Here is a 24,428-nt window from a genome sequence, read left to right as displayed (position 1 = left end):
GTGCTTCCGGGCGCGTCCGCCCTCATCCGTGCAGTGTGCTGCACGGGATGCGTCGGCAACAGACCTCGAGCGCAGCGGGTGAGCGCCGACGCCGATCGGCCGAGGAGCGTGCCACGATGCCGCGGTGACACGAAGCCAGACGCCGAGCGGCCTCACCGACGTCCGCGAGACCCCACGGGCCAGGCACGGCACCCGGACCGTGCTGACGCTCGGGGCGTTGGGGGTGGTCTTCGGAGACATCGGCACGAGCCCGCTGTACTCGCTGCAGACGGTCTTCAGCATCGACCACAACCACGTCCTGCCGACGCCCGTCGACGTGTACGGCGTGATCTCGATGGTGTTCTGGTCCATCGCGATCGTCGTGTCTGTGAACTACGTCGCGCTGGTCATGCGGGCCGACAACGACGGCGAGGGCGGCATCCTGGCGCTGGTCGCGCTGCTGCGCGAGAAGCTGCCGGACCGGCGGCGGCTCGCGGTGGCCATGGCGCTGGGCATCTTCGGCGCGGCCCTGTTCTACGGCGACAGCGTGATCACGCCGGCGATCTCGGTGATGTCGTCGATCGAGGGCGTCGTCGTGGCGGACCCGTCCTTCGAGCGGCTGGTGCTACCGGCCTCGGTGGCCGTCCTCACGGTGCTGTTCCTCGTCCAGCGACGCGGCACCGAGGTGGTCGGGCGGGCGTTCGGCCCGGTGATGGCGCTGTGGTTCGTCGTCCTGGCGGTCCTGGGCGTGCCGCACATCGCGGAGAACCCCGCGATCCTGCGCGCGCTGTCGCCCACCTACGCCGTCGTGTTCGTCGTCGAGCACCCGTTCACGGCGTTCGTCGCCATGGGTGCCGTCGTGCTGACGATCACCGGCGCGGAGGCGCTCTACGCCGACATGGGCCACTTCGGGACGGGGCCGATCCGGATGGGCTGGTACGCCGTCGTGTTCCCTGCCCTGACGCTGAACTACCTCGGCCAGGGGGCCATGATCCTCGACGACCCCGGCACCATCGACAACCCGTTCTTCCACCTCGCACCCACCTGGGCGACGCTGCCGCTGGTGGCGCTGGCGACGCTCGCGACGGTCATCGCGTCACAGGCGGTCATCTCCGGGGCCTACTCGGTGTCCCGGCAGGCCGTCCGCCTCGGCCTGTTGCCGAGGCTGACCGTCCGGCAGACGTCGCGCCACGCGGGCGGCCAGATCTACGTGTCGGCGGTCAACTGGATCCTGTTCGTCGGCGTGCTCGTGCTGATCGCGGTGTTTGGCAGCTCGAGTCGGCTGGCCACCGCCTACGGCCTGGCCGTCACCGGGACGCTGCTGCTCACCAGCCTGCTGTTCCTGCTGCTCGCGAAGCGGGTGTGGCACTGGGCGATGTGGAAGGTCGTCGCGTACGGCGTCGTCGTCCTCGGCCTGGAGGTCGTCTTCTTCGCCGCCAACCTCACCAAGATCGTCAGCGGCGGCTGGCTCCCGCTGCTCCTCGCCGCCATCGTGGTGACGCTCATGACGACGTGGCGCGCGGGCGCCGCGCGGCTCCTCGCCCGGCGCAGCGAGCTGGAAGGGCCGCTCGACGAGTTCGTGGCGATGATCCGCGACAGCGGCGTCCCGCGGGTGCCCGGGCTGGCGGTGTTCCCCCATCCGAACAAGCTGACCGCACCGTTGGCTCTGCGCTCGCACGTCGCGTTCAACCGCGTGCTGCACGAGCAGGTGGTCATCGTGCAGATCATCAACGAGAACGTCCCGCACATCCGGCACGTCGACCGCGTCGTCGTCGACGACCTCGGCTACAACGACGACGGCATCGTGCACGTCTGCGTGCGTGTCGGGTTCAACGACAGCCAGGACATCCCGCGGGGCCTCGCGCTGGCGGTCGGCCAGAGTCCCGAGCTCTCGTTCGACGTCGACGACGCGCACTACTTCCTGTCGGTCCTCACCGTGCACGTCGCCGGAGTCCCCCATCGACGGAGCTGGCGTGCGCGGCTCTTCGTCTGGATGTCGCGCAACGCGGCGAGCCGCGCCGAGGCGTTCCACCTGCCACCGGACCGGACCGTGGTCATGGGCGCCAACGTGGACCTGTAGCTCGCGAGGGTCCCACCGCCCGGCGCCTGGGCGGTGGGACCTCGGACGGGTGGGGTCAGAGGGCCCGTGCGACCCCCGCGCGCCAGACGGTGCGCAGCGCCAACGTGTCGGCGATGTCGGTGGTCGGGTCGCCGTCGACCAAGAGCAGGTCCGCGCGCAGGCCGGGGGCGATCCGGCCACGGTCGTCCAGCCCGAACCGGCGAGCGGGCACGGACGTGGCGGCCCGCAGCGCCTCGACCGGCGTGAGGCCGGCGCGGACGAGCAGCTGCAGCTCGTGGTGCACGCTCGCGCCGTGGGCGACGCCTCCCAGGTACGGGACGGGCACGGACGCGTCCGAGCCGACGAGCAGGTCGACGCCCGCTCGGTGCAGCGCGGCGACCGTGGCGAGGACGTCGTCGAGGTTGCCCGCGGGGTACCGGGCGATGCTCGACCTCAGGGCGGCGAGCCAGGCCGGGTCCAGGCGCGAGGAGACCCGCGGGTCCGCGGCGAACGCCTCCCCCGTGAGACCCATCATCGACGCGTCGAGCACGATGCACGGCACGACGAATGCGTTCGCCGCGGCCAGGGCGGCGACGACCTCGGGTGTGTGCGGGCGGTCCATGAACACGTGGGTCAGGCCGTCGACGCCTGCCTGCACGGCGGACATCGTGGCGTCGACGGTCAGCGCGTGCGCGACGACGATCCGGTCGAGGCGGTGTGCCTCGGCCACCGCCGCGTCGACGGTGGCCTGGTCGAGGCACGGCAGGCCGGGGTGCCCTTCGACGGTTCCGTCGTCGATCATCACCTTGATGTAGTCCGACCCGGCCTCGACCAGCCGCGGGATCCAGGCGACTGCTTCCTCGGGCGTCGTCACGAACGGCATGACGGGGGCGGGCTCGTCGCTGCGCGGCGGGCCGCCGGGGCGCTCGCCGGCGGGGAAGAGCTCGGACGGGTGGCCTCCCGGGGGCGTGAGGGCGAAGCCCGAGGAGCGCACGTCGGCGAGGCCGGGGTCCGCCCCGACGCGCCGCTGCGCGTCGCCGGTCATGGCGCCCTGCATCTCGAGCTCCGTCGTGACGCCGAACCGGAGGGCCTGGGCGAGCGCCGGTGCGGACGTGTGGACGTGCGCGTCGATGAGGCCGGGTACCAGGGTGGCACCGCGAGCGTCCACCACCTCGGCGTGCGGCGGGACGGGGCCGCCGACGTCGACGATGCGGTCGTTCTCGAGGGTGACGGTGGTCGCGTCGAGCACGTGCAGTCCGTCGAAGACCCGGGCGTGGGTGATGCTGGTGATCAAGGAAGCCTCCTCAGTAGATGCATGACGATATGCATATATGTGCGTGATCGCAAGTATCGCGCTATCGTCGTGCCATGGAGACCGACCGAGAAGCCGAGAAGTCGACGGAGCCGGCCCTCTGGGACGAGGACCATCTCCTGGACGAGGTGGGAGCCGCGTTCTCCCGGCTGCGCCGACGGACCACCCAGGTCAGCGTCGACCCGGCGCCGAGCCGCAAGGACCTCAACCGCAACCTCGTGCTCAACATCGTCGACGAGGCGTCCGACGAGATGACCGTCGGCGGCCTCGCGGAGCAGCTGGGCATCGACCCCTCGGCCGCCAGCAGGGCCGTCTCCGACTGCATCGCGGCGGGCCTGCTCGAGCGCCGCGCCTCCCAGCTCGACGGCCGGCGCACGGTCCTGTCGATCACCGCCGAGGGCGACGCCCTGCGCGCGCGATTCCGGCGTCAGCAGCGGGCGGCGTTCGTGCACATCACCGGGGACTGGTCCGACGAGGACCGACTGACGTTCGCCCGGTTGCTCGTGCGGTACGACCGGGCGACCGCCCGCCTCACCGACTGACGCCGGCCACCGCGTGGTCAGACTGCCGCGGGCTGCGTGGACACGAGGGCTGGGGCGCGACGTGAGACCAGCGTGATCCCGAGGACCACCGCCCACAGCAGGTACACGAAGAACGTGAAGTAGGCCGGTGCGAGGATGCCGCACACGCCGGCCACGGCCGAGAAGACTCGGAGCGCACGGGGCAGCGCCGCCCCCCGGGAGAGCATGATCGCCACGATCCCCACGAAGAGCGCCGGAGCGCACCACGCGAGCAGGTTGCCGACCTCCGTCACGGCGTAGACGGTCGGAGCTGCCACTCCTGCCCTGACGCCGGACCCGCCCTCGGCCATCGCGACCGCGACCCCTCCGGTGATGAACCAGCCGACGACTCCGACGGCGGCTGCGGCCACGCCCAGGGCCCAGGCGAGCTCGCCGAAGCGGGCCAGCTCCGCACGCGCCCAGAGCACGAAGGGAAGCAGTGCCACCGACCCCAGGATGCCGAGGTAGGCGGCGGCGAAGGCGGTCGTCGTGTGACCGCTGGAGACGAAGTCGCTGACCACCGTGGGCTCGAAGTCGCCGCCAGGCGCGGCGATCAGGACGCCCGCCGTGAGAGTTGCCAACGCGTAGACCAGGAGAGCGGCCCCCGCTGTTCGTCGAGTGATCATCAGTGTCCTCCACAGGTTGTCGTCAGAAGGTTCTGTTCGGCCGCATCGGGCGGCGGTTCGACGCTAGGTCGGGGGCCGTCGCGAGCGCGTCCACCGCCGACACGAGATCTGGGTGCCTGCAGGCCGATCCCGGCCTCATCCCCAGGTCAGACGCGCGAATCCTCCGCACGGAGGACTTCAGGGGCGGCACGACGGCGGTAGCGTCGGCGTGTGACGCGGCGCCCCACGCTGTTCGACCTGCTGGTCGCAGGCGCGTGCCTGGTCGCCGGGCAGCTCGAGGTGTGGACGGGGGCCGGCGCCACTCATCTACAAGGGCCGCACTGGGCGCAGGCCCTCGGCTACGGCGTGGCCGCGGTGCTGCTCGTCGGGCGCCGGCTCTACCCGCTCGAGGTCTTCGGGGCGATCGTCGGCGTCTACATCCTCGAGTGGGCGGTGTTCGGGTCTCCGGAGGGGTTCGGCGTGGCGGTGCCACCGATGGTCGCGGCCTACAGCGTGGCTCGCTGGGAACGCCGCAGGCCGGCGTGGTGGGGCCTCGTGCTCATCGCCGTCCTCGGTGTCGCGTGGATCGGGCTCGACCCCGTGCCCACCACGGCGACCGCCCGTGCCCGCGGGGTGGTGTGGTGGTCCCCCTGGGTGATCGCCTGGCTGGTCGGCGCGTTGCTCCGCGTGAGCGCCCAGAACACCGAGCAACGACGGCTCCGCCGCGAGGAGCGAGCCGTCCGGGCCGTCACGGAGGAGCGGAACCGGATCGCGCGCGAGCTGCACGACGTGATCGGCCACAGCGTCAGCCTCATGACGGTGCAGACCTCCGCCGTGCGCCGCAGGCTCCACGAGGACCAGGCGGTCGAGCGCGAGGCCCTCGAGACGGTGGAGTCCACCGGCCGCCAGGCCCTGGCCGAGATGCGCCGGATGGTGGGTGTGCTGCGCGAGGACGGCGCCGTGGACGGCCGCGAGCCCGCGCCGGGGCTGACCCAGCTGGAACGCCTGGTCGCGCAGTTCCGCAGCGCCGGGCTGCCGGTCGACGTCTCCGTCACCGGCGAGGCCCAACCGCTGGCGCCGGGCCTGGACCTCACGGCCTACCGCCTCGTCCAGGAAGGGCTGACCAACTCACTGAGGCACGCGGTCTCCCCCAGCCGAGCCGAGGTGAGGATCGGGTACACCGCGGAGCAGCTCACGCTCTCGATCCGCGACGACGGGAACCACGTCGCCGCGCCTGCCGAGGCGGGGCACGGTCTGCTCGGTCTGCGGGAGCGGGTCTCGGTCTACGGCGGCGACCTCGTGGCCCGGCCGCGCCCCGAAGGCGGCTTCGAGCTGCTCGCCACGCTTCCCCTGGTCTCCGCATGAGTGCGGAACCCACCAAGGTACTGATCGCCGACGACCAGGCGCTCGTCCGGCGCGGATTCCGGATGATCCTCGAGATCGAGCCCGACGTGGAGGTGGTCGGCGAGGCGGCCGACGGTCAGGAGGCCGTCACCGGCGCCCGCGACCTTGCCGCCGACGTAGTCCTGATGGACGTGAGGATGCCGGGCGTCGACGGGATCGAGGCAACCCGACAGATCACGGCCGACGACGGGTGCCGGGCGAAGGTCATCATGCTCACCACCTTCGACATGGACGACTACGTCTATGACGCGTTGCAGGCCGGCGCGAGCGGGTTCCTGCTCAAGGACATCCAGCCCGAGATGCTCGTCGCGGGCATCCACGCCGTGCACGCGGGCGAGTCGCTCCTGGCCCCCACGGTCACCCGGCGGATGATCGAGACGTTCCTCGATCGTCGGCCCGCGCGGGACCGCAGGGACGACGCCCGGCTCCGCACGCTCACCGAGCGCGAGCGCCAGACTCTCGAGCTGGTCGCCCGCGGGCCGAGCAACGCCGAGATCGCCCAGACCTTCGTGGTGTCCGAGGCGACGGTGAAGACGCACGTCGGCCGGGTGCTGACCAAGCTCGGTGTCCGCGACCGGGTGCACGCGGTGATCTACGCCTACGAGCACGGGCTCATCTCGGCCTGAACCGGCGCCGTCGTCCCCGTCGTGATCGACGACACAGTGACTCGCATGTTGCAGTCATGCAATAATGCAGTTATGCAAACACCCGAGTTCGGTCTCCGCGAGCGCAAGCGCGTCGAGACCCGGCACCGCATCGCGGACGCCGCTCTGGACCTGACGCTCGAGCACGGCCTCGAGGGCGCCACCGTCGAGGCCATCAGCGCCGCGGCCGGCGTGTCCCCGCGCACGTTCTTCAACTACTTCGACTCGAAGGACGACGCGGTGCTCAACGCGCCCGACGCGCGGGAGATCGACCAGATGGTCGCTGCCGTCGTGGCGACAGGCGAGAGCCTGAGCCTGCGCGAGGTCGCCGTGCGCTTCTTCGTCGAGCAGATCCGCTCGAGCCTGCAGGCGGGAGGACATCGCGACGAGCGCCGTGCGCTGCTCCGTCGCCACCCCCACCTGTTCGCCGCGGCGTTCCGCCAGCTCGGGGACACCCAGGAGGCGTTCGCCGCCGCCCTGGTCCAGATCGCCGCCGCCCGCGCGGTCGGCACGGACCAGGACACGGCGTGGGCAGACGTCGCCATCACCGCCGCGGCCATCGCCGTGCGCGGCGCCATGAAAGAGGCGGCCACAGTGCCTGAGCCCGCCACCGCAGACCAGATCGAGGAGCGCGCGAACGCGCTCCTGACCACAGCATGGGAGAACCTCACGTGACCACGACCACCGCGGCAGCCGAACGGGCGCCGCTGACCCCCTCGCAGCCGGCGAGCGGGACGTCCCACAAGGGCGTCCTGCTGGTGTTCGCCGGCCTGCTCATCGCGATGCTGCTGGCGTCGCTCGACCAGATGATCTTCTCGACCGCACTGCCGACGATCGTCGGTGAGCTGCACGGCGTCGAGCACATGGTGTGGATCACGACCGCCTACATCCTGGCGTCGACCATCGTCATGCCCGTCTACGGCAAGCTCGGCGACCTCGTCGGTCGCAAGTGGCTGTTCGTCAGCGCGATCGCGATCTTCCTCGTCGGCTCCGTCATCGGCGGCCTGTCGCACTCCATGGGCAGCCTCATCGTGGGCCGCGCGGTGCAGGGTCTCGGCGGCGGTGGCCTCATGATCCTGGCGCTGGCGATCATCGCCGACGTCGTGCCCGCCCGTGAGCGCGGCCGGTACAGCGGGATCATGGGCGCAGTGTTCGCCGTGTCGTCGGTCGCCGGTCCCCTGCTCGGCGGGTTCTTCACCGAGGGTCCCGGCTGGCGCTGGGCGTTCTGGATGAACGTGCCGCTGGGCATCCTCGCGATCGTCTCGGCCATCAAGTTCATCCACCTGCCCAAGCGCGTGCAGGCCAAGCCTCGCCTCGACTACGCGGGCATGGTCCTCATCGCCATCGCGAGCACCTGCATCGTGCTGACCACCACCTGGGCCGGCTCCACGTACGCCTGGGCGTCGCCGCAGATCATCGGCATGATCGCCGGTGCGATCGTGGCCGGGGTCGCCTTCGTCTTCGTCGAGAGCCGTGCGGCCGAGCCGATCATGCCGCTCGCCCTGTTCCGCAACCGGAACTTCAACGTCGCCACCCTCGGCGGTCTGCTGACCGGCATCTCGATGTTCGGGGCGATGGCCTTCCTGCCGACGTACCTGCAGATGGTCACCGGTTCGAGCGCCACCGAGGCCGGTCTGCTGATGGTCCCGATGATGCTCGGCATGCTGCTGACGTCGGTGATCTCCGGCATCGCGATCTCGCGCACCGGGAAGTACAAGTGGTACCCGGTCGTGGGCATGTCGCTCGTCGCCGTGGGCCTGCTGCTGCTCTCCACGATGACTCCCGGCCTGGCCGTCTGGGTCATCTGCGCGTACACCGCGATCATGGGTGTCGGGCTCGGCATGACCATGCAGAACCTGGTGCTCGTCGTGCAGAACTCGTTCTCGATGAAGGTCGTCGGCACGGCGACGTCGTCGAACAACTACTTCCGCCAGATCGGCGCGTCGGTCGGTTCCGCCGTCGTAGGGTCGCTGTTCGCGACGAACCTCGCCCACCTGCTGACCCAGCGACTCCCGGCCTCCGGGGCGGGCGACACGGGCAGCTTCACGCCGGACCTGGTGCACAACCTGCCCGACCAGGTGCGCGAGATCATCGTCGGCGCCTACAACGACGCGCTGACGCCGGTGTTCCTCTACATGGTTCCGCTCGCGATCCTCGCCGCCGTCGTGCTCGTGTTCATCAAGCACAAGCCGCTGGCCACGTCGATCGACGTCGAGGTCGAGCCGGTGGACGTCGACGGCGCGACGTCCGGTGCGCTGGGCACCGACGCTGAGCTCGACGACGAGATCGACGCGTTCACCCGCGAGGCGCGGGACGCCGAGCTGGCGACCTCCTCGTCCTGAGAACCAGAGAACGGCCCCGCACCGCCGGTATCGGCGGAGCGGGGCCGTTCGGCTGTCCCCCGGTCGACGGATCAGTGCGGTGCCCGGTAGAAGTTCCGCTCCCACCGATGGCGCCGGATCACCTCACGCTGCGTGTCGGTCAGCCGGCGGCCGTCGCTCGTGGCGGCGTTGCGCTCGACGTTGCGTACGGTGCGCATGCCGGCGATCACGGTGGACACGGCGGGGTGGTCGAGGACGTAGCGCAGGGCGATGTCGGGCAGCTCGTCGGCACCGATGCCCAGGTCGTCGACGAGCGCGGCGACGTGCTGCTCGACCTGCGCCGGCCGGTCACCGCCGAAGTAGGTGGTGCGGAAGTCGCCCTCGGGGAACGTCGACCCCGCCGTGATCCGCCCGGTCAGCCCGCCTTCGTCGAGGGCGACGCGCACGATGACGCCGACGCCGTGCTCGGCACACGCGGGCAGCAGCTGCGCCTCCGGCTGCTGGTGCCAGGCGTTGTAGATGACCTGCACGGTGTCGACCGTTCCGCTGCGGACGAGCTCGAGCGCGTTCTCGGGCTGGTAGTCGTTGATGGAGACGCCGAAGAAGCGGATCTTGCCCTCCTGGCGCAGGTCGGCGATCGTCTCGAGCCAGTCCCCCTTGCCGACCCACTCGTCGCTCCAGACGTGGAGCTGCAGGACGTCGAACGCCTCGAGCCCGGACGTGGCGAGGCTGGTCTCGAGGCTCCGGCGGATGTGGTCGCCGGGGAACGTCTCGTCCGGGTGCAGGCCGTCGGGTGCCGGCCAGACCCCGTTCTTGGGCGGGACCTTCGTGGCGACGAGCACGTCCGGGTGGTCCCGCAGGACGCTGCCGACGATGCGCTCGCTCTCGCCGTAGCCGCGCGCGGTGTCGACGAAGGTGACGCCGAGCTCGATGGCGCGGTGCAGCGCCGCCACGGACTCGTCCTCGCGGGCGCCGACCCACTGGGTGGCGCCGATCCCCCACGCCCCGTAGCCGATCTCGGACACGGTCAGGCCGGTACGACCCAGCTGGCGATACTCCATGCGAGCTCCTCCGTCTCGTTGTCTCACGCGTCTCGGGCGAGGTGTCGCCGGAGGAAGTCGTCCACGATGTCGAGCACGTCGTCCTGCCAGAACGGTGGGCCGCCGTGGTCGGCGCCCTGGAGCTGGTAGAGCTCGACCGGCCGGCCGGCCTCGACGAGCGCGTCATGGAGCAGCACGCTCTGACCGAACGGCACGAACCTGTCCCTGCTGCCGTGCACGATCAGCACGGGAGGCAGGTCCCGTCGTGGCGCCAGGTGGTTCATGAGGATCGTCGGCTCGACCAGGTCGGGCCGACGCAGCACGTCGTGGCCGCCGATGAGAAGGCCCTCCGGGCTGGTCGGTTCGACGTGGTCCTGGACGGACGGCTCTTCGTGCATGCGCGAGATGTCGGTCGGCCCGTAGTAGTCGACGACGCACCGCACGCCTCGCGGCTCGTCGTCGACCGGCTCGTCCGAGTACTCCTGCTCCCCGTCCGTCAGGGCGGCGAGCACGGCCGTGTGCGCCCCCGACGAGTCGCCCCAGAGCGCGACCCGGTCGGGGTCGACGTGAAACTGGTCCGCGCTGCGGCGCAGGAAGCCGAGCGCGGAGCGCACGTCACGGACCTGGGCCGGAAAGGGCGCCAGCGTGGACGGCCGATACTCGACGATCGCGACGACGTAGCCACGCTTTGAGAACTCGGCGAGGGCCGGGAGCGACTGGCCCAGCGCCTGGTCCTTCCACGCCGACCCCTGCACGAAGACCACCAGAGGGAGCCGCGCCCCGTCCGCGTCGTCCCGCAGCGGCGGCAGGACGACCTGCAGGTGCAGCGCACGGCCGGACTTGCGGGTGTACTCCACCCCGAGCAACGCCGAGCCGTGCCGCGGCGTGGGGTCGGCGGCCAGCACCGTCATGCCCTCGCTGCGCCTGGTGCTCTCGGGGAAGTCGGTCGCCCACGCCTCCACGGTCGAGGCACCGCCGGGCGCGTTCGTCATGTCTTCTCCGTCTCCGAGGCTCGGTCGATGCCGACCCCGAGCATCGCAGCGGCGGTCGAGTGCCGCAGCCGGACGCCGACGATCGTCACGCGACGCCGATCGACCACCAGGCGGTCGGCGTCACGTGCGCGGGGTTCAGTCGTTCCAGGTGAACCGGACGTCGAGGTTCAGGAAGGTGGGGGGCTCGTCGCACAGGGCCGCCATCTGGGCCGCGAACGCATCGGTCTCGGGCCGGGCCGAGTTCTCCATTGCCGACTCGTAGGAGTCGAACTCGACGATGTTGAGGTAGCGGCCCGGGTCGTCCCGGTCGGCGGTCACCACCGCCCGCACCACCGCCGTGTCGCCCTGCGCCGCCCGGGCTTCCCGGTACGCGTCGCCCAGCGCCTGGACCTCGTCGAGCCGCGAGGTCCGGAAGTCGATGATCTGCACGAACCGTGTCATGACGCACCTCCATCCCTGTCCAGAGTCCTCCGGCACCACACCCAGCGCCACCCTTGCCTCCGGCTGGTCACGCGTATAGCGTGCTGGTTGTGCGTATAGCGCGGGAGAGCGACCTGACCGCCCGGGCAAGGATCCGGGACGCGGCCATCGAGTGCTTCGCCCAGGAAGGCTTCGGAGCCTCGTTCCGGACGATCTCTGCGCGCGCCGGCGTCTCCCCGGGACTCATCACGCACCACTTCGGGCCCAAGGAGGCCCTGCGCGAGGAGTGCGACGTCGAGGTCCTGCGCCGGTACCTCGAGATCAAGACCGACGCCGTCGACCGCCCGAGCGCACACCTGCTCGACGGCCTCACCAACCCCGGGGCGTCGCCGACCGTGGTCGTCTACCTGCTGCGCGCGATCCACGCCGGCGGTCCGGCCGCGCGCACGTTCCTCGACCGGCTCATGGACGACGCACGCATCGTCATGAAGCAGAGCGTCGAGAGCGGCCTCGCGCGACCGTCACGGGACGAAGAGGCGCGGCTGCGCTACCTGACCTACCAGACGATGGGCGCGATGCTCGTGCGATTCCTCACGACCGAGCACGCGACGCCGGAGGAGTTCGTCGCGTCGATGCGGGCGGCGGACGACGAGTTCATCCTGCCGATCCTCGAGGTGGGCACCGAGGGCTTCCTCGCGGACCGTTCGCTGCTCGACGACTACCTGCAGTACCTCTGGGAGCCGCCGGACCGTCAGGACACCACCCCGTCCTGACCCTCCCCGAAGGAAGAAGCACGCTCATGACCAGCATCGACAACGCCATCGAGGTCGAGGGGCTCACCAAGAGCTTCGGCCGGGTGCACGCGCTGCGCGGGCTCGACCTGACCGTCCCGACCGGCCAGGTGACGGGCTTCCTCGGCCCCAACGGCGCCGGCAAGTCGACGACCATCCGCATCCTGCTCGGCCTGCTGCGGGCCGACGGCGGCCGGGCGACAGTCCTCGGGGGCGACCCGTGGGCCGACGCGGTCGGCCTGCACCGGTCCATCGCCTACGTGCCGGGCGACGTGAACCTGTGGCCGAACCTCACCGGCGGCGAGGCGATCGACATCCTGGTGCGGCTCTCGGCGCCACTGGAGCCGGCGCGCAAGCAAGCCATGCTCGAGCGCTTCGAGCTCGACCCGACCAAGAAGGCCCGCGCCTACTCCAAGGGCAACCGCCAGAAGGTCGCGCTGGTCGCGGCGCTCGCCTCCCGGGCCGAGCTCCTCGTGCTCGACGAGCCGACCTCCGGCCTGGACCCCCTCATGGAGGCGGCCTTCACCGACTCGATCCGCGAGGTGAAGGCCGAGGGCCGGTCGGTGCTGCTCTCGAGCCACATCTTCGCGGAGGTCGAGAGGCTCGCCGACCGGGTGACGATCATCCGCGACGGCGTGACGGTCGAGGCCGGGACCATCGCGGAGCTGCGGCACCTCACGCGGTCACAGGTGACCGTCGGCATCGACGGCGGCGCCGACCGGCTCGCCGCGCTGCCCGGGGTGCACGACCTGCAGCAGACCGACGGCCACGTCACGTTCGCGGTCGACGACGCCGAGCTGTCGACCATCCTGGCGGCAGTCGCGACCCTGCGACCGCGGTCGCTCGTCGCCAACCCGCCCTCGCTCGAGGAGCTGTTCCTGCGCCACTACGGGGACGCGATCACCGAGCCCGAGACCGCCGGGACGGCAGCCGTCGAGGGGGTGCGGTCATGACCGCGACCGCGACCCGCTCCCCCACGCCGGCCGCCACTGCCGAGTCGCGGACGCCCTCGGACGCGTTCGCCGGGCTCGGCACGGCCGTCCGCCTGGTCGTCCGGCGCAACCGCGTCCGGCTCGTGGTGTGGGTGTACGTGGTGGTCGGACTGTTCGCGTACGTCGGCGCGTACTACCGGACCCTCTTCGACACCCAGCAGGCTCTCGACGACTTCGCCGCGCTGTCCAACACCCCCGCGATCCGTGCGCTCACCGGCCTCGCCGCCGCCCCGAACACGCTCGGCGGCGCCGTCTGGACGAAGATCTGGATGACGTGCACCCTCGCCCTCGCGTTCGGCGTCGCGTTCCTCGTGACGCGCAGCGGCCGGGCCGACGAGGAGCTCGGCCGCACCGAGCTCCTCCGTGCACGCATGCTGGGCCTGCACGCGTACTCGACCGCGTCGTGGCTGGTCAACGCCGTGCTGTGCCTGGTGTGCGGCATCGGGGTCACCGCCGCGTCGATCCTGCTCGGGCTCGACCCGGATGGCGCCGGCATCACGGGCTCGCTGGTGGTGGGCGCGTCGATCACCGGCGTCGCGGCCGTCGCGCTCGGGGTTGCGGCCGTCGCCAACCAGGTCGCGACGACCTCGCGGGGGGCCAACACGATCGCGTCGGTGGTGCTCGGCATCTTCTACGTGCTGCGCATGCTGGGCGACCTCGGCGACGGGCGGCTGACGTGGCTCTCGCCGATCGGCTGGGGCCAGGAGATGCAGCCCTGGGGCGCGAACCGCTGGTGGGTGCTCGCCCTCCTGCTCGGCCTGGCCGTCGCGCTCTGTCTCGTGGCGATGCGGCTCGAGGCCAGGCGCGACCTCGGTGCCGGGCTCGTCGCCGAGCGGCCCGGACCGGCCGGCGCGCCCGTCCGCTACGCGTCGCCGCTCGGGCTGGCGCTGCGGCTGCAGCGCGGGCCGGTCATCGGCTGGAGCGTGACGGTCGCGCTGGCGGCCCTGATGTTCGGAAGCGTCGTCCAGGCGATGACCGACCTGCTCGACGACGCGAACGACCAGACCGCGGCGATCATCGGCGGCACCGGCATCGACCCGCTCCTCGCCCTCCTGGTCGAGCTGGTCGCGTTGATCGTGACGGTCTTCGCGGTCCAGTCGGCCGTGGCGCTGCGCGGCGACGAGGCGGCCGGCATGGCCGAGATCCAGCTGGCCGGAGCGATGTCGCGCGCCCGATGGGCCGCCGGGCGGCTCGCCATCCCCGTCGTCGGTTCGGCGGTGCTGCTCGGCGTCGGCGGCGCCCTGTTCGGGTGGGGCTACGGGGTGTCCGTCGGTGAGGGTGGGCACGTCGGGGCGTTCGCGCTCGCGGCGCTCGCGTACTGGCCGGCGGTCATGGTCCTCGTCGGCGTGGCCGTCGCGCTCTTCGGCTGGGCTCCGCGCGCCGCGATCGCCGGCCCGTGGGCGGTGCTGGGAGCGATGTGGGTGATCGTCATCGCCGGCGACGCGCTGCACCTGCCCAGCTGGCTGCTCGACGCGCTGCCGTTCTCGGCGACCCCGTACCAGCCGGCCGAGCCCTTCACGTGGGCTCCCGTCCTCGCCCTGGCGCTCGTCGCGGCCGCGCTGTTCGCGCTGGGGGTGGGTCGCTTCACGCGCCGGGACACTCAACCTGCGTGACGTCCCCTCCTCACGCAGGTTGAGTGGCCGTGACCGCGGGCGTTCCGGCGGTGATCACGCGGGCGATCACCGCGAGAGCCACCGCCACGCCCGCGCCGACCAGGTAGACGCCGGCCAGGCCGATGCCGGTCAGGCTCTCGAGCGGCGCGACGCCGAACGCGGCGACGCCGTACCCCACCTGGTACGCCGCGATCAACTCGCCCGACGACGTCGCACCGAGCCGCGGGAACTCTTCCCCGGCGAGGCTCAGGTTGAGCGGGAGCATTGCGGAGCACGCGAACCCCGCGAGGGCGAAGGCCAGCACGGCGACGACCGCGCCGTGGGCGGACGACACGGCGAGGTTGGACCCGGCGATCAGCACCGGCAGGACGACGTACACGACGGTCGGCCGCACGCGCACGGTCAGGGCGGCCACGATGACGCGACCGATCGTGACGCAGGCCCAGAATGCCGCCAGCGCGAGCGACGCGACCTGCGCCGAGAGTGCGCGCTCGCTGGTGAGGTACACGCTCGACCAGTTGCCGAACAGCGTCTCGCACACGCCGTAGAGCACCGCCGCCGCGGCGTACCACCAGAAGCGGCTAGGCAGCTTCTGCCGACCGCCGGCGGCGCGCTGCGGCGTCGGGCCGGCGTCCAGCGCGGTCCGTACCGCCAGGACCAGGAAGACCGCGAGCCCGAAGGCCGCCAGAACGGGCAGGAGCCACCACGCGCCGAGCGCCAGGAACAGCGCGATGAGCAGCGGCGCGAGCGCGGTCCCGGTGCCCAGAAGGGCGTTGAGCGTGAGGATCGACCGGTCCTGGTTCTCGGGTGTCAGCCGCGCGGCGAACGTGTTCAGCGCGGGGACCGTGGTCCCGAAGCCGAATCCCAGCGCGCCGGTCGCGCACAGCAGGACGGGATACGCGGCCGCGGACGTGGAGACCGACTGGCTGAGCACCAGCAGCAGCATCGCCAGGAGGTTCGAGACCAGGCCGGCCTGCAGGACGCGCTGCAACGACCAGCGGGCAGCCAGCAGCGGCGACGTCGCGGCGCCGGTGATGGCCAGGACGACCTGCGGCACGAACATCAGGCCGTACTGGCTGGTGCTCAGGTCGTAGCCCGTCGGGCTGAGCAGGATCGAGCTGGCCGCGGGGAACGAGACGAGCGCCAGCCCCTGGACGAGCCCGGCCCCGTAGACGAGGACGGACCGCGCGCGAGGGACGGCGTCGACGCTCGTCATCCCGCCGTCAGCCCCCACGCCCCGCTCCAGGACTCCCCCGGCCCGAGCGTGACGAGGTCCGCCCCGGACCGGAAGGCGTGCGGTGGGCAGGTCATCGGCTCGACGGCCACCGCCCGCCGTCGCCGCTCGGCCGGGAACACGCCGTCGGCCGTGTAGACCATCAGGTACGCGAACGCGTCGTCGACCCAGAGGCGCACGCCGCGGGCGCCGGCCGGGTCGGCCAGATGGACGACCGCCCTCCGGTCATCGCCGCGTGCCAGGTCACCGAACACGGTGTCGAGGACCTCGGGCCCGATGGCGCGCGCCGCGCGGAAGTCGAGGTGCGACCCGGCCACGTCGACGGGCGTCGGCCGCTCGTCGGGGTCGGCCGGCACCGGGGAGTGGCTCTGCGCCGGCATCTGCAGCTCCAGCCCCTCCACGGGTACCCCGAGGCCCAGGTACGGGTGGAACCCGATGCCGAACGGCGCAGGCTCGACGCCCGTGTTGCTCACCGACGAGGCGACCGTGAGCCCGTCGGCGGACAGGTGATACCCCACCTGCAGGCTGAGCTCCCAGGCGTAGCCCGGCTGCGGGCGTAGGACGCAGGCGAGCACGACGTCCTGCTCGGTGAAGGACACCTCGGTCCAGTCGAGCCACCGGACCATGCCGTGGATGGCGTTGCCGCGCTCCGGCTCGTCCATCGCGACCTGGCACGTCCGGCCACCGAAGGTGTACCGGCCGCCGGCCAGCCGGTTGGGAAAGGGCGCGAGCACCTGGCCGCGCCCGTCGGGCGACCGTTCGTCGACGCCGAAGCCGTCCAGCACCGGCTGACCGTCCAGCAAGCACTGCCGCAGGGTGGCGCCGACCTGGGTGACCACAGCCTCGTGACCACCCGACCGGAGGCGGTACTGCGTGCCCGAGGGTGGGGTACCGGTCACGGGGTCGAGCCCCCGGCCGACGCCTCGACCGCGGTGATGGGCTTCGTGATCTCCTCCAGCGACTTCCCCTCGGCGTTGATCCCATAGACGATCTCGACGATGCCGCCGATCACCATGATCAGGCCGCCGATCACGTAGCCGACCACGAGTCCGTCGCGGCTCGACCCGTCGCCGATCAGCCAGCCGAAGAAGAACGGCCCGATCGCGCCGAAGACCTGGGCGATGGCGAAGAAGACGGCGATCGCCTCCGCGCGGATCTCGATCGGCCACGTCTCGCTCACGGTCAGGTAGGCCGCGCTCGCACCCGCTGACGCGAAGAAGAAGATGACGACCCACACGACCGTCTGCGTCGTGGCGGTGAGCAGGTCCTCGCCGAACAGCCACGCGCTGATGGCCAGGAGCACCCCGGAGACGAGATACGTGCCCGAGATCATCTTCTTGCGCCCGACCGTGTCGAAGAGCGGGCCGAGGATCAGCGGCCCGAGCAGGTTGCCGACGGAGAAGGCGAGACCGTAGAGGGGCACGGTGGTCGCCGATACGTCGTAGAACTTGGTCAGGACCAGCGCGTAGGTGAAGAAGATCGCGTTGTAGAGGAACGACTGCGTGATCATCAGGGTCGAGCCGAGGATCGCCCTCCTGGGGTACTCGTGGAACACGAGCCTCAGGAAGACGAGATAGCCGTACTTCTTGTCGGGCACGAGCGAGAGAGCGTGGCTGTCGTCCAGCTCCGGGAGCTCCTGGCCATGCCGGCGCGCGTTGTCCTCGATCTTCGCCAGCTCCGACTCGGCCTCGTCGACGCGACCGTGGGCCATCAACCATCTCGGGCTCTCCGGCAGGGTCCGGCCGACGACGATCACGACGAGCGCGAGCACGGGCCCCATGAGGAACGCGAGCCGCCAGCCGACGTTGATCGCGAACGCGTTGAGGAAGATCAGCGACACGAACGAGCCGATGATCGCGCCCGCCCAGTAGGTGCCGTTGATCCAGATGTCGACCCGCCCGCGGTACTTCGACGGCATCATCTCGTCGATCGCGGAGTTGATCGCCGCGTACTGACCGCCGATGCCCATGCCCGCGATGAACCGGGTGGCGTAGAAGAACACCAACCAGCCCTCGTGATGGCCCGTGACGAACGCGGCCAGGCCGGTGCCCAGCAGGTAGAGCAGCAGGGTGACGATGAGCAGCCGCTTGCGGCCGAGCTGGTCGGACAGCCGGCCGAAGTACAGGGCTCCGACCATCTCGCCGATCAGGTAGACCGAGGCGATCAGGCCGATCTCCTGGGAGCTCATGCCCAGCGTCTCCGGGCTGCTCAGCACCCCGGTCACCGAGCTGGAGATCGTGATCTGCAGGCCGTCGAGGATCCATGCCGCACCGAGGCCGGCGACCATGCGGGTGTGGAACGGGGTCCAGCTGAGCCGGTCCAGCCGGGCCGGGATCGTCGACCGGACCACGGCGCCGGTGGTCACCGGACCGTCCGCCCGGTGGCGACGGAACGGATGCTGGTCGATGCGTCCATGGCGACACACTCCTTCGTCCGCCCCACCTGGACGCCTCAGTTCGTCCTCGGCGGTGAGGTGCACGACGAGTCCAGCACCACCGGAGGCCGCCGTCGTCATCCTCTCGGGATGATGCGCTGGTCCGGTCGGCCGCGAAGACTCGTGCCGTGGCCGCGGCGGTGGACCGCCGATCGCGCTCGCCGGTGAGGTGGACTGTCATGACGACGCCAACGGATCAGAGCGTGCTCATCAACGGGTTCGGCCTGCTCTTCGTGATCCTGAACTCGTTCGGGCTCGGACTCCGGCTGACGGTCGGCAAGGTACTGGCCCAAGCCGCTGCGCACTGGAAGATCACCGTGTGGGTGCTGGTGATCAACTTCGTCATCATCCCGCTGCTGTTCGTCGGCTATCTGCTGACGATCGCCTCGTCCATCCCGGACGAGATCAAGGTCGGGTTCTGTATCGCAGCGCTGAGCGCGGGCATGCCCTTTGCTCCCATCCTCGCCAAGCTGGCCAAGGCAGATGTCAGCATCGCCACGACTCTGTTGGTGGTCCTGACCCTCGGGACCGTCGTCGCCCTCCCGGTGGGGCTGCCCCTGGCCATCGATGCCGTTGACTCGCAGCTGAGAACCACCGCCTGGGACATCGCCTGGCCGCTGCTGCTCTTCTTGCTGCTCCCCATGGTTCTCGGGTGCGCCTTCCGGGTCTGGTGGCCCGACCTCACCGCATCCCTGACCCGGTGGGTCGTCCGCGTCGCCATCCTGTGCCTGCTGTTCAACCTCAACTTCACGCTCGTGGCGTACTGGAGCCAGTTCGTGGAGAGCTGGGGCACCGAGAGCTACGTCGCGGCCATCGCCGGCCCGTTCATCGGGCTCGGGTGCGGCTACGTCCTGGTCACCACTCTGCGGGTCAAGGACCTGGGCATCAGGCACGCGAGCGAGGTGACCACGGCGGTCCGCAACATCGCTCCGATGCTCCTCATGATGATCTTCCCCTTCGTCTCCGACCCGTTGGTGACTGTGTCGATCACCATCCTCAACACCATCGGAATCACCGTGGTGGTGCTGTTCGTCCTGGCGTGGCGGCGCGCTGCACCGCCGGTCCCGGCCGTCGCCGTCCCGTGAGCCGAGCCCCTTTCATCCCGACGGGATGATGCTCGGTCGTCGGGGCCGGTGCGACGCTCGAACGGGTCGACGCGCCGAGCGCGCGTCGGCCCACCAAGATCGTCGACCTGGGGAGGGCCGGTGTCCGATCTCGACCTGGCTCGCCTGCAGTTCGCATCGACGAGCATCTACCACTTCCTCTTCGTCCCGATCACGATCGGGCTGGGGTTCCTCGTCGCCGTTCTGCACACCATGTGGTTCCGGTCGGGCAACCCCGACCACAAGCGGCTGACCAAGTTCTTCGGCACGCTCCTGCTGATCAACGTGGCCGTCGGCGTGGTGACGGGCCTGATCCAGGAGTTCGAGTTCGGCATGAACTGGTCGGCCTACTCCCGGTACGTCGGAGACGTGTTCGGGGCGCCGCTGGCGATGGAGGGGCTCGCGGCCTTCTTCCTCGAGTCGACGTTCATCGGGCTCTGGGTCTTCGGCTGGAACGTGCTCCCCCGCGGCATCCACCTGCTCACCGTGTGGCTCGTGGCGCTGGGGGCCGCGGGCTCGGCGGCGTTCATCATGGCCGCGAACTCGTGGATGCAGCACCCCGTCGGGTACACGGTCGACCAGTCCACGGGCCGGCCCGAGCTCTCGGACATCGGCGCCGTGATGACCAACCCCGTGTTCCTGTGGGGGTACGCGCACGTGCTCACCGCGTCCCTGGTCACCGGGTCGGTCCTCATGCTGGCCGTCTCCGCGTGGTACCTGCGGCGCGGTCAGCACGCGGAGGTGTTCACCCGCACGGCGAAGGTGTCGATCGCCGTACTCCTGCCCTCGATCCTCCTGGCGCTGGGCGTCGGCAGCCACCTCGGCGTGATCGAGGCGACGTACCAGCCGATGAAGATCTCCGCGGCGGAGGGGCAGTGGGAGACGTGCCAGCCCTGCTCGTTCTCGGCGTTCCAGATCGGCGGCGGCAACAACGACCAAGACCCCACCAAGATCATCGAGATCCCGCACCTGCTCTCGATCCTCGCCACGGGCACGTGGGACGGCGAGGTGCAGGGGCTGAACGAGCTCAACGCCCAGTACCAGGAGGAGTACGGGCCCGGGAACTACGTGCCGAACGTCTTCGTCCAGTACTGGTCGATGCGCGTGATGGCCTACCTGGGCTCGCTGGCCGCGCTCGTGGCCCTGTGGGGGCTGTGGCTCATCTGGCGACGGCGACTACCGACGGCGCGCGTGTTCCTGTTCGTCGCGACCTGGGCCGTCGCCTTCCCGTTCCTGATGAACACCGCCGGCTGGATGCTCACCGAGAACGGCCGCCAGCCGTGGATCGTCCAGGGCCTCATGAAGACGTCGGCCGGGGTCTCGCCGTCGGTCGGCACGACCGAGCTGATCACCAGCCTCGTCGTCTTCTACGGCGTCTTCCTCCTCCTCGGCGCGGTCAACCTCTATCTCATGATGCGGTTCGCCCGCCGCGGCCTCGAGCTCGAGGAGCCGGACGAGGCCGAGCACACCGGTGACGGCGGGCAGCCGCGAGTCCCGGCCCTGACCTTCTGAAGGAGGAGTCACGATGACGTTGCCCGACCTGTGGTTCCTCGTCGTCGCGTTCCTCTGGACCGGCTTCTTCGTGCTGGAGGGGTTCGACTTCGGCGTCGGCATGCTGCACAAGGTGGTGGGACGCACCGACACCGAGCAGCGCGTCGCCATCAACGCGATCGGCCCGTTCTGGGACGGCAACGAGGTCTGGCTGATCGTCGGCGCGGCCGCCATCTTCGCCGCGTTCCCCAGCTGGTACGCCACGTGGTTCTCCGCGATGTACCTGCCCCTGGTGCTGCTGCTCGTCGCGCTCATCGCGCGCGGCGTCTCCTTCGAGTTCCGCGGCCGCATGGACGCCACCCGGTGGCGGCAGACCTGGTCGTGGAGCCTGACGATCGGCAGCGCGCTGTGCCCGCTGCTGCTGGGCGTGGCGCTCGGCAACCTCCTCGCCGGGATGCCCGTGGACTCCTCCGAGGAGTTCAGCGGCTCCGTCGCCGACTCGATCACGGGGTACGGCCTGCTGGTCGGGCTCACCCTCGTCGCCCTCTGCCTGCTGCACGGCGCCACGTTCCTCGCGTTGCGCACCGAGGGCGACGTGCGTCGTCGCGCCCACCGCGCCGTCGCCGTCACCCACGTGCCGGCCGTCCTGCTGCTGCTCGGTTTGGCCGTGTGGACGCCGTCGGTGTCCGACGCCCCTGCGCTTCGCGGCATCGGGCTGCCCGCACTCGCCGTCGTCGCCGTGCTGCTCGCCGGCGCACTGTCCCGCGCGGGCCGGGAGGGGTGGGCCTTCACCGCCACGGCGATCGCGATCGCCCTGACCGTCGTCACCCTCTTCGCCAACCTCTACCCGAACGTGCTGGTCTCCAGCACTGCCGCCTCGGACAGCTTGACCGTCACCAGCACCGCATCCGGGCAGTACGCCCTCCAGGTCATGACCATCGTGGCGCTCGTCCTGGTACCCGTCGTGCTGCTCTACCAGGGCTGGTCGTACGTCGTCTTCCGTCGGCGGGTCGTCGGCCCGCCGACGACGGAACCATCGGAACCACCGGACCCCACCACGGGCCCGTCCGCACCCCTCGACGAAGGAGCACTCACATGAGCCTGCACGGGAAAGTAGCGGTCGTCACCGGCGGCAACAGCGGCATCGGCAAGGCCGTCGTGCTCGCCCTCGCCGAGGCCGGCGCCAACATCGTCATCGACTTCGTCGCCCACCCCGAGGCGACGGAGGAGCTGGAGAAGCAGGTGCACGCCCTGGGCGACCAGGCGATCGGGGTCGACGCCGACGTCAGCAAGGTGGCCGACCTCGAGAGGCTGGTGGCGCGCACCGTCGAGGCGTTCGGGCACCTCGACATCATGGTGAACAACGCCGGGATCGAGACGCGCACGTCGGTGCTCGACACCACCGAGGCGCAGTACGAGCGCGTCATGGACATCAACCTCAAGAGCGCCTTCTTCGGCACCCAGATCGCCGCCAAGCAGATGATCAAGCAGGGCACGGGCGGCCGGATCATCAACATGACCTCGGTGCACGAGGACTGGCCCATGCCGGGGAACACCGCGTACTGCCTGTCCAAGGGCGGCATGCGGATGCTCACCCGGACCGCGGGTGTCGAGCTCGGGCCGTACGGCGTCCAGGTGGTCGGTGTCGGGCCCGGCGCGGTGGCCACGCCGATCAACACGTCGACCATGAACGACCCCGAGAAGATGAAGACGCTCGACGCGGCGATCCCGCTGGGCCGCATGGCCGAGCCGGAGGAGATCGCCAGCCTCGTCGCCTTCCTCGCCGGCGACGGCGCCACGTACCTCACCGCCACGACGGTCTTCGCCGACGGCGGCATCATGCACAGCAGCCCGGGTCTGTGAGGCGGACGAGATGACCGAGCACTACGACGTCGTCATCATCGGGTCGGGCGCCGGAGGCGGGACCCTCGCGCACCGGCTGGCGCCGTCGGGGAAGAAGGTCCTCATCCTCGAGCGCGGCGACTGGCTCCCGCGCGAGCCGGAGAACTGGGACGCGACCGAGACGTTCGTCAAGAACCGCTACGTCTCGAAGGACACCTGGTACGACCACGAAGGCAGGTCGTTCCAGCCCCAGGTGCACTACAACGTGGGCGGCGCGACCAAGTTCTACGGAGCCGCGCTCTACCGGCTGCGGGAGCGGGACTTCGGGGAGCTGCAGCACCACGGGGGGATCTCGCCGGCGTGGCCGGTCGCGTACGACGAGTTCGAGCCGTACTACACCCAGGCCGAGGAGCTCTACCAGGTGCACGGCGCGCGCGGCGAGGACCCGACCGAGCCCCCGTCGACCGGCCCCTACCCGTTCCCGGCCGTCTCGCACGAGCCGCGCATCCAGCAGCTCTTCGACGACATGTCGAAGATCGGCCTGCACCCGTTCCACTCCCCCTCGGGCATCATGCTCAACGAGGCGAACCCGGCGTACAGCCCGTGCATCCGTAGCGCGACGTGCGACGGGTTCGCGTGCCTGCTGCACGCCAAGTCCGACGCCGAGGTCATCGCGGTCCGACCCGCCGTGGAGCACGCCAACGTCACGCTGGTCCGCAACGCCGAGGTGCGCCGGCTCGAGACCGACGACTCGGGGCGCACGGTGACCTCCGTCGTCGCGGATGTCGAGGGCGTCGAGCAGCGGTTCTCCGGCGACGTGGTCGTGGTCTCGGCGGGTGCCGCCAACTCGGCGAAGCTCCTCCTGGCCAGCGCCAACGACCGGCACCCGAACGGCCTGGCCAACGGGTCCGACCACGTCGGTCGCCACTACATGTTCCACAACAGCCGGGCGTTCCTCGCGGTCTCGCTCGAGCGCAACGACACCCGCTTCCAGAAGACGTTGGGCGTCAACGACTACTACTTCGGCGACGAGCACTTCGCGTTCCCGATGGGCAACGTGCAGATGGTCGGCAAGTCATCGGCGCCGATGTACCGCGGTGAGAAGCCCATCGCGAAGCTCGCGCCCTTGTTCGCTCTCGGCGAGGTGGCGGAGCACGCGGTCGACTTCTGGCTGTCGGCCGAGGACCTGCCCGACCCCGACAACCGCGTCACCCTCGGCAACCACGGCGACATCGTGCTGACGTACACCCCGAACAACCGGCAGCCGCTCGAGGAGCTCTACAGCCGCGTCAAGGGCAACCTGGGGCACCTCGGCATGCACCCGCACCACCTGGTGCCGCGCGACATGTACATGAAGAACGACATCCCGGTCGCGGGGTGCGCCCACCAGGCCGGCACGGTCCGGTTCGGCGACGACCCCGCGACGTCGGTGCTGGACCGCGACTGCCGCACGCACGAGGTGGACAACCTCTACGTCGTCGACACGAGCTTCTTCCCGAGCATCGGTGCGGTGAACCCGGCGCTGACCGCCATCGCGAACGCCCTGCGCGTCGGCGACCACCTGCTCGCCCGGCTCGGCTGAGACCTACCCG

General features: G+C 70.7%; 22 protein-coding genes. 14 read left to right on the top strand and 8 right to left on the bottom strand.

The window, feature by feature from the left end; all coding sequences use genetic code 11:
• Nucleotides 1-124 precede the first annotated feature (124 nt).
• A complete protein-coding gene (locus AC1DYZ_RS12390; RefSeq protein WP_477065489.1) occupies nt 125-2,059 on the top strand; it encodes a potassium transporter Kup in 1,935 nt (644 codons plus the stop codon).
• A 55-nt stretch (nt 2,060-2,114) separates the two neighbouring features.
• Here the strand turns inward: AC1DYZ_RS12390 and AC1DYZ_RS12385 are convergent, their stop codons facing one another.
• Entirely contained in the window at nt 2,115-3,332 is a 1,218-nt protein-coding gene (locus AC1DYZ_RS12385; protein WP_477065488.1) for an amidohydrolase family protein, read from the bottom strand.
• Between the two features lie 74 nt (nt 3,333-3,406).
• Between AC1DYZ_RS12385 and AC1DYZ_RS12380 the strand changes: the two genes are divergently transcribed.
• Entirely contained in the window at nt 3,407-3,892 is a 486-nt protein-coding gene (locus tag AC1DYZ_RS12380; RefSeq protein WP_477065487.1) for a MarR family winged helix-turn-helix transcriptional regulator, read from the top strand.
• A 17-nt stretch (nt 3,893-3,909) separates the two neighbouring features.
• Here the strand turns inward: AC1DYZ_RS12380 and AC1DYZ_RS12375 are convergent, their stop codons facing one another.
• Nucleotides 3,910-4,536, bottom strand: a complete 627-nt coding sequence (locus AC1DYZ_RS12375; RefSeq protein WP_477065486.1) for a hypothetical protein — start codon at nt 4,534-4,536, stop codon at nt 3,910-3,912.
• Nucleotides 4,537-4,746: 210 nt separating this feature from the next.
• Between AC1DYZ_RS12375 and AC1DYZ_RS12370 the strand changes: the two genes are divergently transcribed.
• The 4 genes from AC1DYZ_RS12370 to AC1DYZ_RS12355 all read left to right on the top strand — a co-directional run bounded on the left by AC1DYZ_RS12370 (nt 4,747) and on the right by AC1DYZ_RS12355 (nt 8,905).
• Nucleotides 4,747-5,880 carry a sensor histidine kinase gene (locus AC1DYZ_RS12370; RefSeq protein WP_477065485.1) on the top strand — a complete coding sequence of 378 codons (1,134 nt, stop codon included), beginning with the start codon at nt 4,747-4,749 and terminating at the stop codon, nt 5,878-5,880.
• Nucleotides 5,877-6,545, top strand: coding sequence for a response regulator (locus AC1DYZ_RS12365; RefSeq protein ID WP_477065484.1), 669 nt, complete (start codon nt 5,877-5,879; stop codon nt 6,543-6,545). Before AC1DYZ_RS12370 ends, AC1DYZ_RS12365 begins: the two co-directional genes overlap by 4 nt.
• 72 nt (nt 6,546-6,617) lie before the next feature.
• Nucleotides 6,618-7,238 carry a TetR/AcrR family transcriptional regulator gene (locus tag AC1DYZ_RS12360; protein WP_477065483.1) on the top strand — a complete coding sequence of 207 codons (621 nt, stop codon included), beginning with the start codon at nt 6,618-6,620 and terminating at the stop codon, nt 7,236-7,238.
• Nucleotides 7,235-8,905 carry an MDR family MFS transporter gene (locus AC1DYZ_RS12355; protein ID WP_477065482.1) on the top strand — a complete coding sequence of 557 codons (1,671 nt, stop codon included), beginning with the start codon at nt 7,235-7,237 and terminating at the stop codon, nt 8,903-8,905. Before AC1DYZ_RS12360 ends, AC1DYZ_RS12355 begins: the two co-directional genes overlap by 4 nt.
• A 71-nt stretch (nt 8,906-8,976) precedes the next feature.
• On the opposite strand, the gene AC1DYZ_RS12350 is transcribed toward AC1DYZ_RS12355, so the two are convergent.
• The 3 genes from AC1DYZ_RS12350 to AC1DYZ_RS12340 form a co-directional block, all read right to left on the bottom strand.
• Nucleotides 8,977-9,945: an aldo/keto reductase gene (locus AC1DYZ_RS12350; protein ID WP_477065481.1), complete on the bottom strand. Its 969-nt coding sequence runs from the start codon at nt 9,943-9,945 to the stop codon at nt 8,977-8,979.
• Between the two features lie 23 nt (nt 9,946-9,968).
• The gene (locus AC1DYZ_RS12345; RefSeq protein WP_477065480.1) at nt 9,969-10,916 is read right to left on the bottom strand and encodes an alpha/beta hydrolase fold domain-containing protein; all 948 of its coding nucleotides are present in this window, start codon (nt 10,914-10,916) and stop codon (nt 9,969-9,971) included.
• A 135-nt stretch (nt 10,917-11,051) separates the two neighbouring features.
• Entirely contained in the window at nt 11,052-11,357 is a 306-nt protein-coding gene (locus AC1DYZ_RS12340; protein ID WP_477065479.1) for a hypothetical protein, read from the bottom strand.
• An 89-nt stretch (nt 11,358-11,446) separates the two neighbouring features.
• Here AC1DYZ_RS12340 and AC1DYZ_RS12335 point away from each other — a divergent pair, with 89 nt between their 5' ends.
• Genes AC1DYZ_RS12335 through AC1DYZ_RS12325 form a run of 3 tightly spaced genes read left to right on the top strand, consistent with a single transcriptional unit; the run spans nt 11,447 to nt 14,732 of the window.
• A complete protein-coding gene (locus AC1DYZ_RS12335) occupies nt 11,447-12,109 on the top strand; it encodes a TetR/AcrR family transcriptional regulator (protein ID WP_477065478.1) in 663 nt (220 codons plus the stop codon).
• A 26-nt stretch (nt 12,110-12,135) separates the two neighbouring features.
• Nucleotides 12,136-13,080 carry an ABC transporter ATP-binding protein gene (locus AC1DYZ_RS12330; protein WP_477065477.1) on the top strand — a complete coding sequence of 315 codons (945 nt, stop codon included), beginning with the start codon at nt 12,136-12,138 and terminating at the stop codon, nt 13,078-13,080.
• Nucleotides 13,077-14,732, top strand: a complete 1,656-nt coding sequence (locus AC1DYZ_RS12325; RefSeq protein WP_477065476.1) for an ABC transporter permease — start codon at nt 13,077-13,079, stop codon at nt 14,730-14,732. Before AC1DYZ_RS12330 ends, AC1DYZ_RS12325 begins: the two co-directional genes overlap by 4 nt.
• Before the next feature lie 10 nt (nt 14,733-14,742).
• Here the strand turns inward: AC1DYZ_RS12325 and AC1DYZ_RS12320 are convergent, their stop codons facing one another.
• The 3 genes from AC1DYZ_RS12320 to AC1DYZ_RS12310 are packed head-to-tail and all read right to left on the bottom strand — an operon-like array spanning nt 14,743 to nt 18,331.
• Nucleotides 14,743-15,948 carry an MFS transporter gene (locus AC1DYZ_RS12320; RefSeq protein ID WP_456825782.1) on the bottom strand — a complete coding sequence of 402 codons (1,206 nt, stop codon included), beginning with the start codon at nt 15,946-15,948 and terminating at the stop codon, nt 14,743-14,745.
• Nucleotides 15,945-16,865, bottom strand: coding sequence for an aldose 1-epimerase family protein (locus AC1DYZ_RS12315; RefSeq protein ID WP_477065475.1), 921 nt, complete (start codon nt 16,863-16,865; stop codon nt 15,945-15,947). The genes AC1DYZ_RS12320 and AC1DYZ_RS12315 overlap by 4 nt, the downstream gene beginning before the upstream one ends.
• Nucleotides 16,862-18,331 carry an MFS transporter gene (locus AC1DYZ_RS12310; RefSeq protein WP_477065474.1) on the bottom strand — a complete coding sequence of 490 codons (1,470 nt, stop codon included), beginning with the start codon at nt 18,329-18,331 and terminating at the stop codon, nt 16,862-16,864. The genes AC1DYZ_RS12315 and AC1DYZ_RS12310 overlap by 4 nt, the downstream gene beginning before the upstream one ends.
• A gap of 248 nt (nt 18,332-18,579) precedes the next feature.
• On the opposite strand from AC1DYZ_RS12310, the gene AC1DYZ_RS12305 reads away from it, so the two are divergent.
• From AC1DYZ_RS12305 to AC1DYZ_RS12285, 5 genes are all read left to right on the top strand, one after another.
• Nucleotides 18,580-19,485: a bile acid:sodium symporter family protein gene (locus tag AC1DYZ_RS12305; protein ID WP_477065473.1), complete on the top strand. Its 906-nt coding sequence runs from the start codon at nt 18,580-18,582 to the stop codon at nt 19,483-19,485.
• Between the two features lie 120 nt (nt 19,486-19,605).
• Complete coding sequence (locus AC1DYZ_RS12300; RefSeq protein ID WP_477065472.1) at nt 19,606-21,015, top strand: cytochrome ubiquinol oxidase subunit I; 1,410 nt, start codon at nt 19,606-19,608, stop codon at nt 21,013-21,015.
• Nucleotides 21,016-21,028: 13 nt separating this feature from the next.
• Nucleotides 21,029-22,093 carry a cytochrome d ubiquinol oxidase subunit II gene (cydB, locus tag AC1DYZ_RS12295; RefSeq protein ID WP_477065471.1) on the top strand — a complete coding sequence of 355 codons (1,065 nt, stop codon included), beginning with the start codon at nt 21,029-21,031 and terminating at the stop codon, nt 22,091-22,093.
• Nucleotides 22,090-22,857 (top strand): glucose 1-dehydrogenase, encoded by a 768-nt coding sequence (locus tag AC1DYZ_RS12290; RefSeq protein ID WP_477065470.1) that lies wholly within the window; start codon nt 22,090-22,092, stop codon nt 22,855-22,857. Before cydB ends, AC1DYZ_RS12290 begins: the two co-directional genes overlap by 4 nt.
• Nucleotides 22,858-22,867: 10 nt before the next feature.
• Nucleotides 22,868-24,418, top strand: a complete 1,551-nt coding sequence (locus AC1DYZ_RS12285; protein ID WP_477065469.1) for a GMC family oxidoreductase — start codon at nt 22,868-22,870, stop codon at nt 24,416-24,418.
• Nucleotides 24,419-24,428: the final 10 nt, after the last annotated feature.

Source organism: Cellulomonas sp. P1_C4, assembly GCF_056406355.1.
Note: the sequence above shows the minus strand (reverse complement) of the source record. Positions and strands in the feature narration are given on the sequence as shown.